At 51.7% G+C, this 14339-nt stretch carries 24 protein-coding genes, 3 tRNA genes and 2 pseudogenes; 12 read left to right on the forward strand and 17 right to left on the reverse strand.

Features of this window, described 5'->3' with window-relative positions:
• The first annotated feature begins 99 nt into the window (after window positions 1-99).
• Both NF347_RS05075 and NF347_RS05080 read left to right on the forward strand, forming a co-directional pair.
• Window positions 100-187: transfer RNA gene (locus NF347_RS05075), tRNA-Ser, on the forward strand.
• A 171-nt stretch (window positions 188-358) separates the two neighbouring features.
• Window positions 359-1540: a site-specific integrase gene (locus NF347_RS05080; RefSeq protein WP_107035849.1), complete on the forward strand. Its 1182-nt coding sequence runs from the start codon at window positions 359-361 to the stop codon at window positions 1538-1540.
• 221 nt (window positions 1541-1761) lie between these two features.
• Here NF347_RS05080 and NF347_RS05085 read toward each other — a convergent pair whose 3' ends face one another.
• The 4 genes from NF347_RS05085 to NF347_RS05100 are packed head-to-tail and all read right to left on the reverse strand — an operon-like array spanning window position 1762 to window position 3466.
• The gene (locus NF347_RS05085; protein WP_107035850.1) at window positions 1762-2202 is read right to left on the reverse strand and encodes a hypothetical protein; all 441 of its coding nucleotides are present in this window, start codon (window positions 2200-2202) and stop codon (window positions 1762-1764) included.
• A 12-nt stretch (window positions 2203-2214) separates the two neighbouring features.
• Entirely contained in the window at window positions 2215-2766 is a 552-nt protein-coding gene (locus NF347_RS05090) for a hypothetical protein (protein ID WP_107035851.1), read from the reverse strand.
• Window positions 2763-3161: a D-Ala-D-Ala carboxypeptidase family metallohydrolase gene (locus tag NF347_RS05095; RefSeq protein WP_107035852.1), complete on the reverse strand. Its 399-nt coding sequence runs from the start codon at window positions 3159-3161 to the stop codon at window positions 2763-2765. Before NF347_RS05095 ends, NF347_RS05090 begins: the two co-directional genes overlap by 4 nt.
• Complete coding sequence (locus NF347_RS05100) at window positions 3158-3466, reverse strand: hypothetical protein (protein ID WP_133165565.1); 309 nt, start codon at window positions 3464-3466, stop codon at window positions 3158-3160. The genes NF347_RS05095 and NF347_RS05100 overlap by 4 nt, the downstream gene beginning before the upstream one ends.
• Window positions 3467-3614: 148 nt before the next feature.
• Between NF347_RS05100 and NF347_RS05105 the strand changes: the two genes are divergently transcribed.
• On the forward strand, window positions 3615-3893 hold the full coding sequence (locus tag NF347_RS05105; protein WP_133165566.1) for a hypothetical protein: 279 nt from the start codon (window positions 3615-3617) through the stop codon (window positions 3891-3893).
• 4 nt (window positions 3894-3897) lie between these two features.
• Here the strand turns inward: NF347_RS05105 and NF347_RS05110 are convergent, their stop codons facing one another.
• The 3 genes from NF347_RS05110 to NF347_RS05120 form a co-directional block, all read right to left on the reverse strand.
• On the reverse strand, window positions 3898-4119 hold the full coding sequence (locus tag NF347_RS05110) for a hypothetical protein (protein ID WP_107035854.1): 222 nt from the start codon (window positions 4117-4119) through the stop codon (window positions 3898-3900).
• 32 nt (window positions 4120-4151) lie between these two features.
• Window positions 4152-4574, reverse strand: coding sequence for a hypothetical protein (locus NF347_RS05115; protein WP_107035855.1), 423 nt, complete (start codon window positions 4572-4574; stop codon window positions 4152-4154).
• 94 nt (window positions 4575-4668) lie between these two features.
• The gene (locus NF347_RS05120) at window positions 4669-4866 is read right to left on the reverse strand and encodes a hypothetical protein (RefSeq protein WP_306254327.1); all 198 of its coding nucleotides are present in this window, start codon (window positions 4864-4866) and stop codon (window positions 4669-4671) included.
• Between the two features lie 654 nt (window positions 4867-5520).
• On the opposite strand from NF347_RS05120, the gene NF347_RS05125 reads away from it, so the two are divergent.
• From NF347_RS05125 to istB, 4 genes and pseudogenes are all read left to right on the forward strand, one after another.
• Window positions 5521-6201, forward strand: coding sequence for a hypothetical protein (locus NF347_RS05125; protein WP_306254328.1), 681 nt, complete (start codon window positions 5521-5523; stop codon window positions 6199-6201).
• A 356-nt stretch (window positions 6202-6557) separates the two neighbouring features.
• Window positions 6558-6728 (forward strand): annotated as a pseudogene (locus tag NF347_RS05130) (Mu transposase domain-containing protein); the annotation flags it as partial.
• Entirely contained in the window at window positions 6665-6976 is a 312-nt protein-coding gene (locus NF347_RS05135; RefSeq protein ID WP_306254329.1) for a hypothetical protein, read from the forward strand. The pseudogene NF347_RS05130 and the gene NF347_RS05135, both read left to right, overlap by 64 nt.
• A 125-nt stretch (window positions 6977-7101) precedes the next feature.
• Window positions 7102-7844: pseudogene (istB, locus tag NF347_RS05140) on the forward strand (IS21-like element helper ATPase IstB).
• Window positions 7845-8019: 175 nt separating this feature from the next.
• Here the strand turns inward: istB and NF347_RS05145 are convergent.
• The 10 genes from NF347_RS05145 to NF347_RS05190 form a co-directional block, all read right to left on the reverse strand.
• Complete coding sequence (locus NF347_RS05145) at window positions 8020-8922, reverse strand: hypothetical protein (RefSeq protein WP_107034682.1); 903 nt, start codon at window positions 8920-8922, stop codon at window positions 8020-8022.
• 46 nt (window positions 8923-8968) lie between these two features.
• A tRNA-OTHER gene (locus NF347_RS05150) sits at window positions 8969-9091 on the reverse strand.
• Window positions 9092-9203: 112 nt separating this feature from the next.
• Window positions 9204-9287: transfer RNA gene (locus NF347_RS05155), tRNA-OTHER, on the reverse strand.
• 240 nt (window positions 9288-9527) lie between these two features.
• A complete protein-coding gene (locus NF347_RS05160) occupies window positions 9528-9731 on the reverse strand; it encodes a helix-turn-helix domain-containing protein (RefSeq protein WP_133165444.1) in 204 nt (67 codons plus the stop codon).
• Complete coding sequence (locus NF347_RS05165) at window positions 9728-10027, reverse strand: hypothetical protein (protein WP_107034683.1); 300 nt, start codon at window positions 10025-10027, stop codon at window positions 9728-9730. The genes NF347_RS05160 and NF347_RS05165 overlap by 4 nt, the downstream gene beginning before the upstream one ends.
• A 10-nt stretch (window positions 10028-10037) precedes the next feature.
• Window positions 10038-10247 carry a hypothetical protein gene (locus tag NF347_RS05170; RefSeq protein ID WP_107034684.1) on the reverse strand — a complete coding sequence of 70 codons (210 nt, stop codon included), beginning with the start codon at window positions 10245-10247 and terminating at the stop codon, window positions 10038-10040.
• A gap of 33 nt (window positions 10248-10280) precedes the next feature.
• Window positions 10281-10499 carry a hypothetical protein gene (locus NF347_RS05175; RefSeq protein ID WP_107034685.1) on the reverse strand — a complete coding sequence of 73 codons (219 nt, stop codon included), beginning with the start codon at window positions 10497-10499 and terminating at the stop codon, window positions 10281-10283.
• On the reverse strand, window positions 10496-10651 hold the full coding sequence (locus NF347_RS05180) for a hypothetical protein (protein WP_161553779.1): 156 nt from the start codon (window positions 10649-10651) through the stop codon (window positions 10496-10498). The genes NF347_RS05175 and NF347_RS05180 overlap by 4 nt, the downstream gene beginning before the upstream one ends.
• Before the next feature lie 15 nt (window positions 10652-10666).
• Entirely contained in the window at window positions 10667-11149 is a 483-nt protein-coding gene (locus tag NF347_RS05185) for a hypothetical protein (RefSeq protein WP_107034686.1), read from the reverse strand.
• A gap of 22 nt (window positions 11150-11171) precedes the next feature.
• Window positions 11172-11417, reverse strand: coding sequence for a hypothetical protein (locus tag NF347_RS05190; RefSeq protein WP_107034687.1), 246 nt, complete (start codon window positions 11415-11417; stop codon window positions 11172-11174).
• A gap of 167 nt (window positions 11418-11584) precedes the next feature.
• On the opposite strand from NF347_RS05190, the gene NF347_RS05195 reads away from it, so the two are divergent.
• The 5 genes from NF347_RS05195 to NF347_RS05215 all read left to right on the forward strand — a co-directional run bounded on the left by NF347_RS05195 (window position 11585) and on the right by NF347_RS05215 (window position 14177).
• On the forward strand, window positions 11585-12283 hold the full coding sequence (locus NF347_RS05195) for an XRE family transcriptional regulator (protein WP_107034688.1): 699 nt from the start codon (window positions 11585-11587) through the stop codon (window positions 12281-12283).
• Between the two features lie 32 nt (window positions 12284-12315).
• On the forward strand, window positions 12316-12807 hold the full coding sequence (locus NF347_RS05200; RefSeq protein WP_107034689.1) for an SHOCT domain-containing protein: 492 nt from the start codon (window positions 12316-12318) through the stop codon (window positions 12805-12807).
• 29 nt (window positions 12808-12836) lie between these two features.
• Complete coding sequence (locus NF347_RS05205) at window positions 12837-13232, forward strand: hypothetical protein (protein WP_107034690.1); 396 nt, start codon at window positions 12837-12839, stop codon at window positions 13230-13232.
• Between the two features lie 238 nt (window positions 13233-13470).
• On the forward strand, window positions 13471-13905 hold the full coding sequence (locus tag NF347_RS05210; RefSeq protein ID WP_107034692.1) for a helix-turn-helix domain-containing protein: 435 nt from the start codon (window positions 13471-13473) through the stop codon (window positions 13903-13905).
• The gene (locus NF347_RS05215; protein WP_107034693.1) at window positions 13881-14177 is read left to right on the forward strand and encodes a hypothetical protein; all 297 of its coding nucleotides are present in this window, start codon (window positions 13881-13883) and stop codon (window positions 14175-14177) included. Before NF347_RS05210 ends, NF347_RS05215 begins: the two co-directional genes overlap by 25 nt.
• The last annotated feature ends 162 nt before the right edge of the window (window positions 14178-14339 follow it).

Consider the following 14339-nt stretch of genomic DNA (forward strand, 5'->3'; position numbering starts at 1 on the left):
TTTGACAGCTGCATTACGCATAGAAAGTGAGATAAGCGCTTGCTTAATTCGCAAAAAAAAACTAACTTTGCACCCACAAAGTTCAACCGTCCATTTTATGGAGCGATGCTCGAGTGGTTGAAGAGGCACGCCTGGAAAGCGTGTAGTCGCCAAAAGCGGCTCGGGGGTTCGAATCCCCCTCGCTCCGCAAGATAAGACGCTCGTAATCAAATCGTTTTGCGATTTCATTATGGCGTTTTATTTTATACAAAGAGGCCGGACGCCTTAAAAAAAAAGCCCGCAGATGTTGCAGTTTGTAGCACTACGTTGCAGATAGTTGCATTTCACAAGCAACTCACAAGCGAGCGATTTTAAGGTTATGATCACTACTCGATTTTATCTTGATTGCCGAGCCGTTCGGCCCGGTGCTCCGGCACCTCTCCGCCTCGTCCTTACCAAAAATGGCGTGAGAGCATTTATCCCCCTTAATGTCTCTCTCCTGCCTACTCAGTGGGACATCAGCCGGCAAATGATAATTGGCCATCCCCGCAAGCAGCAATTAAATAGTCAAATCGCGGAGTGCAAGCTCAACGCAGATGGCATAATTTATCGTCTTCAATCAGACGGCGAGCTCCTGAATATGCGCGCTTGCGACATCAAAAAGCGAGTCATGGCGGAGTTGTACCCCTCCGATTCTAAGCCGGATCTGACTTTCCTCTCACGATACAATGAGTTTGTCTCGTCACATTCTGCTGGCACACAACGCGTATATCGCAATACGCTTCATCGTCTGCAGGCTTTCACTCGCAAGCAGAATTTAGGCGGTCTGCGATTCGAGGACATAACCGTTGCTTGGCTTCGACGGTTTGACGCATTCCTCGCGCAAACATCCCCATCGCGCAATGCCCGCAACATCCATTTTCGCAATATTCGCGCCATATTCAACGATACAATCACCGATGGCTTGATAAGCTGCTACCCGTTTCGCAAGTTCAAGATCACCCCCGAATCAACACGAAAACGCGCGCTGACGCTCGACCAATTGCGCGAAGTGCTAAACGCACAAGGGATGGAGCCCTTCGAGCAGCAAGCTCTGGATTGCTTTAAGCTAATATTTTTCTTGTGCGGCATAAACGTGGTAGACTTATGCCGCCTGCGCAAGATCGTCGACGGACGGATAGAGTACTCCCGCGCCAAAACTCATCGTCTGTATTCTATCAAAGTTGAGCCGGAGGCGATGGCTATAATAGCGCAGTATTGGGGATCCGATTATCTCCTCTCTTATCTTGATGACTACGCCAACTATCGGTCGTTCTACGCCTCAGTCTGTCGTGGTCTTGCTCCTATAGGTTATCAGCTCGGTATGCGCATATCGACTTATTGGGCGCGTCACTCTTGGGCTACCATAGCCGCCTCACTCGATATCCCAAAAGAAACTATTGCCGCTGCGCTTGGCCATGGAGGGAATTCTGTCACCGATATTTATATCGACTTTGATCGGCGCAAAATCGACGAGGCTAACCGCCGGGTGATTGATTATGTGCTGTATGGTAAGCAGTAAGCGTTATTTTCAGCGAATTTGTAGCCTAATGGAGTATTTGCTTTGTCATAGGTGTTTGTATGTCCGTCAAAAGATAGACAATCCAGCGTAACCTGAGACAATTCCACAAAATAAGCCCCGTCACGAATAACCATGGCGGAGCCTACAAGCTCTGGAGTTGAAAACAACTCCACAACAACGCTGCAAAGTTACAAATTCTCTTCGGTCCTCGCAAGCATCATTCAGTCCGCTTTATTTTTCTTAAGCAGTTCTCCGATCGGGATTTTCTTCTTTATCCACTCCCACGGCTCGAAACGCCATGGCAGTCCCTTATACTCGAAGTAGTTGTTGAGACAACTCGTCAATTCAATCGCGTATACAATCATCAGAACTCCTATGGATACAACCGGCTTACCGAGATTGACGCCAAACGTGCGCGACAACATTTCGGCCACCGTTACCCATCCGAGATAGTCCACGCTTTTGTTTATCGTCCTACGCCACGCCCGCGAGAAGCGGATCTTCTCCCCGCGGACTCGCGCCGCCTTGATGCCGAAGCGCAGATCAAGTAACAGCAGTCCTCCCGCCAGCGGGAGCCACCCCGAAAGATGAGCGTAGAAGTCGACTATGGCCGCTCCGAGAACCGCGAAAAACGCACAGAATGTATTACTTTGGCTTTCCATTGCTTTTCTGTTTTACTTTCTAAACTTCCTAACAAGCCATACGACGACGGCACAGATTACAATCGCGACGCCTCCGAGGGCGAACCCTCCGAAGTCCATCTTGGTCTGCTGCCACTTTGTCAGCTGCTTTTCCACAGGATAGGGAACAGGGATGGTGTCTGACTTCACCGATTCAAGCTGAAGGCGCAGTGCCTTGATTATGCTGTCCTGTTGCTGCACCTTGTGTTCAAGCTCCTTTTCACGATAAGATGCGACATATACTATACGTTCCTTGTCATGTCTTGCGGTATCGCCGTTCTCTTTCAGCACCACGGTTTCCTTCGTGCGGTCGATTAAAGAGTCAGAGGAAGTTTCTTTGAGCCGTTGCGACTCAAAGAAACTCCTCATGCGCTCATACAGCCCCGTGGTGTCGGCGTTGACATATTCAGTGCGCACCGTCTCCACTGGCACATACTTCGTGGGCGAGCATCCCGACAGCATGACTGCCACTGCAAGAAGCATGAGGATAGCTACAAGCAGGGCGGTACACACTCCCGGCTGATACTTCGTGTCGCGCGGGGTCATAGCTTCAACACCTGACGTTTCACATCCGCAGGGTCAAGGCTCACATGCACCCATGAGAAATTCTTCTCGTCGATTAATTGGGTGAACGGAAGTCCCATATCCATTATCAGCTGAAAGATCCGACGGTTCTCTACGCAGTTGCCCGTCGTAAGATCGGCTGCCATGCCTTTGCAGTGGTGGCTTGTCGCACTGCCTCCCACCGCCTTGTTGAGTGCCGCGCATCGATAGCCGCTCGTTACCGCGATCGGCTTTCCCCACGCCTCGCGCAGAGGGTCGAGCACTTTGTCTACAAGCACCGCGATGTTCTTGCGGGCACTCTCCGGCGCGGTGTTGGCGATGCCGTGGCGGTAGGCGGTACCTGACCGCTCGAACTCTTGAAAAGAAAAATACTTCATGGCTCTATGATTTCGATTTCGGGATACGTCTTATGCCACTCGTCAACAATGCCATTATTGTACATCATAACGCTACCGGTCACGAGTACGCCGCCAATTCCCAGTGATGTAACGCTGTTTGTCCTCACGTCGCCGTTTATTACAACGGCATTCGTTATGTCGTATATGGTTTCACCGTGCCTGAATATCTTTGGCAAAACCACATCCGCTGGGCAGCAAAATGCACTCACGTCTCCATCCGGAGTAGGTGTTATATTTCCGCTGCAAATCAGATTGCCTCGGATAATTACGTTGATATTTTTCATCGTCTGTAAGATTTTTTATTACTTTTGTGTCGCGGCGGTTGGTGACGCTCCCGTCCGCGCGACTGAACTTATTTACTTCCCGGCATATCGCCGTCGGCAGAGCGTCACTTTATTGCCGTCAGCCCTATGCCGGGATTGTTTTACACTTATGAGAAACTTTTCTATTCCGCCCTATCAGGCCAAAGAGATCGGGATGGCTGTATGTCGAGTTTGTTCACTCCTCGGAATCCCTTGTTGTGTGGCAACTCCTTTAGGCAACTATGACATCGGGCTTATCAAAACAGCGGTCATGAATATTGCCAGAAGCCAAAACATTCCGTGTGATCTTCCAGCCGGCCCGCGCAAGGATATACGAGAGGTCGCCACCGCATTCCAATCAGTTGTTTCATCCTTGGTTGCTGCCAACAAAATACCTGCGGAATATTAAGCTCTCAATCGTGGCTTTCTCTCCATGATGACGTGCTGCCCTCGTAGCAATAAGCTCCGAGATTCCCGGCTGTAGTTAAGCTGCAATTGAGAAGATACTCATCCGTGCCGTCGAGCCATGCTATGCGTTCGATGAACTTCGCCGCGTCCGGATAGGCCTCTTTCAGCCGTGAGCGGAACTGCCTGATACGGCGTTCACGCCTCCATACCTTAAATCTCTTGATCATAGTTGATTTATTGTTATGGCTTGATTGGTTGTTTACTCTGCCATGTCTATGCCGAGCAGGTTGGCTACCCACATTGTATCGGCGAGAGTCCATTTCTCGTCACAGTCGGCCAGTGCAAGCAGATCCTCCGCCGTCATCGGTTTGCTGACGGTCAGCGTCACCTCTGCGTTAAGCTCCGGCTTGATAGTGGCATGTACGGCCTTGTTGTAGTTTTCGGTCATGTCTTTGAGGCGCGCATCCTCATCGGGTGTTCTGTCGGTCTTGCCGGACAGCTCCTCGTAGCCGTCCGGCACAAGCTTCTTCTTCGCCTCTGTCAGACAATCGTCGAATGGCTTGCGTGCCCTTGATATGGCACACACCGTGCGTGTCAGAGCTGCGCGTCGCTCGATCGACAGTTTGCCGAGAGGCAGGCGCGAAAGTATATCCGATAGATTCAGCAGTTCGAATGTCTTCATTACGCAACCCCTCCTTCCCCGCAATCTGCGATAAATCCGTTTATGGCGTCGAGCGTCGCAGTCTGATCCGGGCATGTAGCGTCAAACTCTACCGTCAGACCCCGCCCATGTAGCGGCGAAATGTAGCGACGCTGTGGCCGTCAAGCGTCGACACTACTCCCGCGTCGATACTCTCCACGGTGTTGTCCGCTCCGATTCTCACGCTTGCCGAGATCCGATACTCGCGATTGTCGTCGTGGTCATTGTTGACCTGATAGGTGGCTGCCACCACCTGCACTTTGTTTTTGTTCATAATTTATTGTTTTGAGGTTAGTTATTGTATTGTTATTGTTTTTTGCCCCCCACCAGAGGGTGGTTGCCGATGTGCCGGACATCGAGTGTATCTGCATACGTATGTTGTAGGTTGACCCGGCCGCGGGTGCAGGCGAACCCATGCGCAGCTCATTCCACGTAAAATCCAAATTAGTAGATGAGTACTGTGGCATCGTGAATGTTTTTGAGTTGCTGCCGCAGCCGGCGACATCGACAAAGAGCCGATAAGTCGTGCTTGATGTGTTGCGGTTGGAGTTGATCACAAACCTGATACCCGTGCTAATCTGCGTCAACGATGCCACATACACGCGCCATGTGCTCTCGTTGCCTCCGCTTGGCGAATCGTCAAACACCGTGTAGGTGGCCGATTTGCCACATGCGTCATACAGACCGATAGCCTGTGGCAGCACCCACGCCGGATTGCCGTCGTTGGTCAGATGGAAAAACTCAGTGAATTTGCCCCCCGGTTGACCAGATAAATTGCCCCCGGAAAATCATTTAAATTGACCCCCGTCCGGTCAAGCAAATTACCCCCGGAAAAAGACTTTACGGGAGTTGGCAAAAGGAGTTTTTGAGCTATATTGTATGTTAAATAATATTAAACATACGACTGATGGCAAATCGAAAACTGAGCATGAACAAATTAAGACAGGTGCTCCGATGCCACGCCAACGGCAACGGAGCCAAGAGTATCAGCAACCTGACGGGCATAGCGCGCAACACGGTGCGTAAATACCTCCGGCGGTTTATGGAGCTGAACCGTGGCATCGAGGATCTTCTGAAACTGGAGGATCCGGATCTGAATGAGATTTTCGGAGTGAGAGCGGTCGGTTCGGAACCCGTGTCAAGCCGCCATCAGGAGCTTATGGGACTTATGCCTGATTATGTCAGACGTCTGAAAAAGAGAGGTATGACGCGGCAGAAGCTGTATGACGACTATATCGGGAGTCACCCGGGAGGCTATTCCCGGTCGACGTTCAGCCGTCTGATGCGTCTGTATGTGGCGCAGATGCACCCTATAGCGCATCTGGAACACAAGGCCGGCGACAAGATGTATGTCGATTACGCAGGCGACCGTCTGGAGCTGGTCGACCGTGACAGCGGCGGGATCATCGCCGTGGAGGTGTTCGTGGCCATACTGCCTTGCTCACAGCTTACATATGTTGAGGCCGTGATGAGCCAGCGCAAGGAGGACTTCATACGGTGCTGTGAGAATGCGCTTCATTTTTATGGCGGGGCACCGGCGGCCATCGTGCCAGACAATCTCAAGGCTGCCGTAAAGAAGCGCAAGCCGTTACGAGGCGGAGCTCAATGAGGATTACGCGGCCTTCGCCGAGCATCACGGTTGCGCAGTCATACCGGCACGCGTGCGCAAGCCGCGCGACAAGGCCTGGTGGAGGGCGCCGTCAAGCTCATCTACCGCAGCATCTACCCGTTGGTGCGACAGCGCACTCATCATGATCTTGTGTCGCTGAACGCCGCTATCCGTACGGCGCTGGAGCTTCACAACAACGCCCGCATGAGCGGACGCCCTTACAGCCGCCGCGAGCAGTTTCGAGGATCTGGAGCGCATGTACCTGCGCCCGTTAAATCCCATAAGGTTCGAGCTGGAAGGAACGGCATACCGCCACGGTACAGCGCAACGGGCACGTACGCCTTGACCGCCACTACTACAGCGTGCCCCACCGTCTTATCGGCCGCAAGGTCAACATACTGTATGACTCACGTACGGTTGAGATATACTGCGGCGGAGACCGCGTGGCCGTACATCCCAGAGGATGGCGCCCGTACGGGTATACCACGGAGCCGAATCACCTTGCCTCGGCTTTACACCGGACCTGAGCGGATGGAGCGTCGAGGGCTTCCTGAGGCAGGGGGCACGCATACATGCCGACGTAGAGGACTTCCTGCGGCATGTCATAGAGTCAAAGACCCATCCCGAACAGGCCTACAAATCCTGCAAGGGCATACTGTCGTTCGCATCCAGGGTCGGCAACGACCGCCTTGCTGGTCAGCCTGCCGCCGCCAGCCGCATCCTCCGGACTCTACAACTACAGCGCCGTCGACTCGATACTGCGCAGCCGTCATGACTGCCTCGATGACGACACCCTTCCCGGGTCAAGAGTGCGAGGAGAGCGCCCAGATGCCCCGGCATGCAAACATACGCGGGAAGGAATACTTCAGGTAACATATCAATCCAACAATACATACAACAATGGAAATGAACCAACAGACACTCGCCCGGATGTCGCAGATGCGGCTGCTGGGCATGCACGCGGGCCTTCCGCACATCAATGGAATCGTTCAAAAGCGAAGGCATGACAACAGACCAGTTCGTGGCGTGGCTCGTGGAAAATGAATGGGACGACCGCACCAACCGGCTTATACAGCGCCTGCAGAAACAGGCCTCGTTCCGTTACCGCGCCTCAATCGAGGAGATAGACTACTCCCTTGAGCGCGGCCTTGACCGGAACCTGCTGATGCGGCTCTCCGAGATGACCTTCGTCACCGAGCCACGCGACATCTTCATCACCGGCAGTGCCGGCACCGGCAAAAGCTACATAGCAACCGCTCTGGGCTACCGGGCATGCCAGAAAGGGATGCGCGTGCTATACGCCAGCACAGCACGCCTGATGGGCCAGCTGAAGCGCCGCAAAGGCAAAAGGCACGATTCTTACCGAACTGAAAAGGATCGAGCGTACCGACCTTCTCATCCTTGATGACTTCGGCATACATCCTTTCGATGCCGCCGCGCGATCCTCACTGATGGACATAATCGAGGACCGGCACGGACGACGAGCCACCATCATCACCTCCCAGGTTCCCGTATGCGACTGGCATGACGTGATCGGAGAGAAGACGATCGCCGATGCGATCCTCGACAGGATCGTGCACCACTCGATAAGGATAGAGCTCTTCGGAGAGTCCATCCGCAAGTTGCAGAATAAAATCAAATGATTATTTTTGTAAATAAATCTTAATTATCAACACGCCATCAGAATCCCCCAGACCCTATTGTCAACCCCTGTAAAAACTGTCCAAAAATCACAGGTTATCAATGGGGGTCAATTTAAATAATCCATAGGGGGTCAATTTGTTGAGAATATCCATGGAGTCATCCTCCGTTATGTTGTCACTCTTTCACTTCTCCGGTTTCCTCATCGATGTTTTCTGCCGGTTTTTCCGGCTTAGGGGGCGCCGGAGTGGCCACCTTTTTTGCCTGACGGCTTGCTGCCGCTGCGGCTTTCTCTCGAGCCTCGATGGCTTTCTGTTTGGCCGCTGCTGCCTGTCGGCGATCTTCGATGGGCTGCATGAATGCTTCCTGAACGGTCGTTGTGCCCTCCTTGATCGCATTGGCCAAGGCCCGGAGTTCGAATACGCGCTCCTTGTCGATTTCCTCTCGCTTTTTCAGCTCGAGGTACTCCAGAAGAAGCTCCTCTGTCACTCCCAGCTTGCCGAAGTAGTCTACCATGCGCTGACGGCTCGTTTCGAGATCGAGAGCCTGTCCCATGGCTACCTGCTTTACGTCTGCGATCACACGCTTTGTCACGGCCTTAGGCACAACTTTTAGCACGGCATTTCGGAACGCTATGGCCGATGCAGCGTTTCCGGTCACCACCTGCATATCCTCGCTGTATGTCCTGCCGTTGCGATCTGTTATGCGTCGCTTTACCTCCACACTCACCGCCACGTTGGTTTCGAGGTCGTGACATACGCCTTGCGCCGTGATTGTTTTGCCGTCGTTGCCGATGATGCGCGTCTGCACCCGCAGGTTGCCCCACGCTCCGGCGATGATCTCGGCCATCCTGACCGACAGCCCCTCGATAGTATTGCCGCCACCTTCGCCCTTGCGCCGGAGGATGTAGAAACAATCCTCTGCCGTTTCAGCGTCGAGCGTAGCCAGCGTGGCAATCTGATTCAATACCGTCGGCAGGTGCCTCGGATATTGTTTCGCCGTGGCGATCTGCATATCAACCTCACTGCGATTGATGGCCTGCAGTACTTCCGCCTGCTTGATTTCAATGATTTCGTTCATTGCTGTTTTTGTTAAATGCGGTCTAAAAGCTTTCCGCGTTGCTTTGCGGGAGAGGCGGGAGTCGAACCCGCAATGTGTCGCCTACCACACTCCCTCGTATTCTCGGCACCTCCCGGCTACGGGCTTGTCGCTCTACGAGTGGCGCGCCTGCCATTATCGCTACTCTCCCTTGTGGCCTGTCGCGTCCGCGTTGCACGGCTGCGCGGCAGGCCTGTATTGGTTATCTACTTTCCACACACGCACCTTGCGTATGCGTCCGCGATGTCAATGTGCTACTTTGTTGGTGGCCGGACGTGGACTCGAACCACGGACACCCCGGCGGATTGGTTACCGCGCGGTTGCTCTGCCAACTGAGCTATCCGGCCTTTTGCCGGGGAGCGGGAGGCTGTGGCCTCCTCATGAGTGACGCTCCTCCCCGGCAGTGTGCCGCCCGGCTGCTTGCTTCGGGCGACAAACGATTGATAACGATTTGACAAAATGTCGGTTTTGTCGCACTCTTGCGACGGGCGTCCTCACGGATTGACCCTCTTTTTTTTACCTTAAAAATTATACCTCTTCGCGACAGCTCTCTGTCGCAGGGATCCTCCCGGATAGCCCTGTATTTGTCATAGGAAGGAATACCATAGTTTACGTATATCCTTGCCTTGATACCTGTACTTGTTGTCTATGGCGCACATTCGCCTCTTGATTCTTCCTGCTTTTACCAGCCGCCAGAATGTGGTACGTTCGACGCCAAGCTTCTTGGCCGTAGTGGTTGTATCGTACCATCCGTTATCCGCCACGTCCGGAGGAGTAGGACTGTACCTCATCGCGCTTCCTTTTTAGCATGGTACATCGGATTCGGAGCCTCATCCGTCTTCTTGCATTCGCGGTCATACGCCATGAGCCACTTGTCGGTTTTACTCCATCGGTCATAAAGCCTGATCGATGCCCAGAATGCTCCGACGGATATAACTTTTGAGCCGACCAACACGGCAAACCACCAATCGCTACCATCTTCCTCCAGCCCGGCCATCAGGCAGATTATCGAGATCACCACAAGTGCGAACAATATCAGCGACTTTGCAGCGCTCTTCGCCGTTTCTTTGATTGTTGTCTGTTTCATCGTCTTCGTTTTAGTTTGGGTTGTAAAGTCCGGCGTTGATGACGATTCGTCTTATACCGGGCACGGTCATTTCATACTTGTCTGCTATCACCCGGAAGAGCCTATGAGCTGCTGCGCCGGGAGCCGAATTTGAGAGCGTCAGAAAGTCGTTGCAGATAGCTCTGTGCTTCGCGTCTCTCGCTTTCTCTGCGTCTGTTCGTAATTCTGCTGTAGGAGCCATATCTGTTATGTTATTTGATTTGTTGATTTTTCTTTAGAATTTACGCCGGAGATCCAGCAGGCTTATCGACAGTTGTATCTTCTTGCTGCCCTCTACCGTGTACTGCATCGGATCGCCATCTTCGGTCGGGTTCTCCGGAAGCTGGATGAGTCCCATCCATTCCACCATCGAGGCCGGCACGGGGAAGGCAAGCTCTCTTTCTGCCGTGCCACACTTCGCCCGGAATATCATTACTTTCGTTTCCTCATTCATCGCTGTTGCTTTTCGTTCATTTCGTCGATTCTTTTCTTCTCTGCGAGTGCATCTTCAAGCACTCTCTCTGCCTCCTGCTCGCTGATTCCTGCTTCCGCCGCAAACCGCTTGGCGTCCAGTTTGGGCGCAGAGGGGGGGGGTAATTTACTCATATTTAACAACTTGCATTATTTATTAGCTAACAGCTTGGCAATATATGCCTTGTCTTTATTTGTCAGCTCCATGTTGGTGGAGCATTTCAGGCTGATCACGTATCCGTGGCCAAGGATCTCTATGGCTCTATTTTCCATTCCTGCCCCCATAAGCGCGAGGGCGAGATTAACCTTTTGGGCGATTGCCTCGTTGAAGTCCTTGCGTAATTCAGTGTTGATTCTGCACAGTTCCGCGTTCTCTTTCTTGAGTTCGTAACTGCACTCAAATTCGCGTTTAGTCTCCTGTTTGGCTTCACGCGCCATCGTTTGAAAGCGTTCTGCTTGCTTGGTGAGGTCGTAAATCAAGCACGTCGTATCGCTATTGGCCTTCTTCATGGCCTTGCAAAAATCTTCTTTGCCGATAGCGTCCGATGCTACCATATAGACCCGCTCGATCTTTTGGTATTCCTCTGCCTCGATAGGCTTGCCCGTCAAGGCTTCATATTCGCTCTGTAACATAATCGTTGTAGAATTATTTGTCTTATTTTACTTGGGGTTTGATGCTAAATTTTTTGAGCTGCCTGATCTCTCTTTGCAGGCGTTTCGCACGTGTGGCTTCCTCCTCTGCAAATTCGGGTTTGTCGGTTTTGTAGAACTCGGCCAGCTCCAGTGCTTCGGCCATCGCCTTCTGCTTCCGGCTTATCATATGCCGTATTTTGACAGTATTACCGCCCTTTACGGTCTCAGCCACTTGCCCAGCGTATATCTGTGTAATTGTCGCTTTCATTGTGATTTGTTGTTGTGGAGTTATTTGTTTTAACTTTTTTGTTTAATCTCGATTTTATTTCGTATTTTTGAGGCGTGTTTATTAACCCGTTTCAAAATCACAATGCAAATTTATATCAAATGATATAATTAAACAAGTAATTAAATATTTTTAACTTATCAAATGATATGACAACTTCATCCACGGAGGTCGTCTCTCGCATACGAGAGATCATGAATCGTTTAAGTCTAAATCAGAGCCAGATGGCAGAACGAATTAATATCCATCAGCCCAATCTGTCTGCCATCTTGCGCGAAAAGCGTCCATGCGACGAAGCTGTAATAAACAAGATTTGCATATCACTTGATATAAGCAAGAGTTGGCTCTTAACCGGCGAAGGCGAAATGCTCAAAGATCTTGGTGAGTCGGTCGATGAACCGGAGGCCGAAACCTCACACGCGCGCGAATCCTATAAACTTGTGCCGCTCATCAATATCGATAGCGTCGGAGGTGTTCATTCTCTCAATCTGATTGAGCCTTCGGAACAATATCCGATAAAGCTCCTCCCGTTCACCGACGCCCGCGAGGGAGACGTGGCCATCATCCAGACCGGCAACTCCATGTCGCCGACCATCCCGCCCGGATCCGTGCTGCTGATCCGCAAGGTCGAGGATTGGCAGGAGTATTTCGGGTATGGCAACATATACGTCCTTTGGCTTCGTGACGGCCGACGCATAACCAAAGAGGTTCGCCGCTACGATCCCGACCCTAAGAACTACGTTTGGTGCGTATCATACAACCCCGACGTAGCCGACGAGGAGCTGCCGCGCAACCTTATCCGCGGCGTTTGGAAAGTCATAAAGTATCAGGCCGACTTCGGTTGGTAAAAAACATTATTTACCTTAACACTCATATCATCATGGCATCGGATCCCATTTTTTTCTTAAAAGGCACCAACGGCCAGCTTGCCGTCTACAATTCTCACATTGTGATCACTCGCAAAGGCGTACTCGGATTCATGACACATGGCACCGCCGGCGAGAAGTCATTCCCTTACACCACCATTCAGAGCGTCCAAATGAAACGCGGCGGCATGCTCGCAAACGGGTATCTCCAGTTTGGTATTCAGGGAGCGATCGAACGGCGCGGAGGCGTGTACAATGCCGCGGACGATGAGAACTCTATCGTATTCGCAAAAGCCAACAACGAGCTGGTCGAACGCATCAAAGAATTCGTTCAGGATAAAATATTCAGCAATCAGCCCGGGATGACACCGCCGCCAGTCCCCACTCAAACAGCCCCAACAATCTCCGCTGCTGACGAAATACTCAAGCTGAAACAGCTTCTTGACGCCGGCATTCTTACGCAAGAAGAATTCGACACTAAAAAGAAACAACTCCTCGGCATTTAATCTATTATCAAAATTTAATTGTTATATTTATGGCCGAAAAACAATATAACACAAAAGTTTCGTTGACAACCACCGCAACAGATAATCGCAACAGGCAGTATAAATTCAATATCGAATTCTATATTTTTGCCGAAGGTGACCGACAGATAGCCTACTGTCCGTCGCTCGACTTGTCGACGTCGGGAGCGTCTTTCAACGATGCAGTTTCAGCATTCTACGAATGCTTCCAGCTCTATATCGAAACGTGTGTAGACAATGGCACTCTGTTCGATGATCTTGTAGCTCACGGATGGAAGATCACCCAACGCACCTTGCGAGCCCCTGCATTCAGTACACTGTTGAAGAAGCCGGAGTTGAAACACCTTGTCAACTCAGGCATCGGGTTTGAAAAGATTGTAGCACCCGCACAAATCGCAATGGCATAATGGGTGCATTGTCAAATGTGAGCATAGCGCAATTTCGCGCCGTGCTCACCATGCTTGGGTTGCGGTGTGTCCGCACCAAAGGAGGTCATGAGGCTTGGCAGGAAGAAGGCATGTTCCGGCCTGTCATTTTCCAGACCCATGTAGATCCCGTTCCAGAGTTTATCATCAGGTCTAATATTCGCACTCTTGGAATCACCCGTGAGGAATTCATTCGTTTGCTCAACTCATAACCGACATAATGAATAACCGTCTGCGCCAAATCATCGAATACGCTACCGGGGGCAATCAGACCGAATTTGCCGCCCTTATGGGATGGTCACCACAATACCTCTCCCGCCTCATATTGGGGCAGGGAGGCATCGGGATCCGACCCATAGTCGCGCTACTCGAAAAATTCCCAGACATCAACGCCAGATGGCTCCTCCTCGGCGAGGGGTCAATGCTGACGTCGGCGGTCGACGCCGCCAAGGAACACCTCCGTCAGCTTCTCACCCTCGAGCAATATTTGCCGGTCATGACTGCCGAAGAGATCCATCAGCTGACCGTCGAAGGGCGTACAGATTTTCCGGCTGAAACGATCTCCTGTTGGCAACAACAACTCGACAAGAAAAATAATTTCATCAACGACGCCATCAAACGCTCATCCTCATGCAGTCACCCGACAGTCAAATAATCGTCCTCCGTTTTTTCGAGGCTCTGAGTCGCCTCAAGACCGACAAGGTCATTCGCGGCACCAAATCATTTACCGACCGCTATGACATAAACCGGCGCAACCTCCACACCCTCTCTGCTGATCCCACCCGCGACATATTCCAGCCGTCGTGGCTCACGTATCTCGTAAGGGATTTTCACATTTCCCCCTCGTGGCTCCTCGTTGGAGAGGGCAATTTTTACACTCCCGGTTGGGATGCCGAATCCATCCGAACCGGACTCACAAAATACTAAAACAAGCAATTCACAAGCAAACAAAAAATACAACTTTGTAACAAACTGATTATTAGAATGTCTGCTGGCAAGATTACACGCCTGGAAAGCGTGTAGTCGCCAAAAGCGGCTCGGGGGTTCGAATCCCCCTCGCTCCGCAAGTAAAAGCCTTGAAAATCAGAT

This window comes from Paramuribaculum intestinale (assembly GCF_030759015.1).
GTDB classification, from domain to species: domain Bacteria; phylum Bacteroidota; class Bacteroidia; order Bacteroidales; family Muribaculaceae; genus Paramuribaculum; species Paramuribaculum intestinale.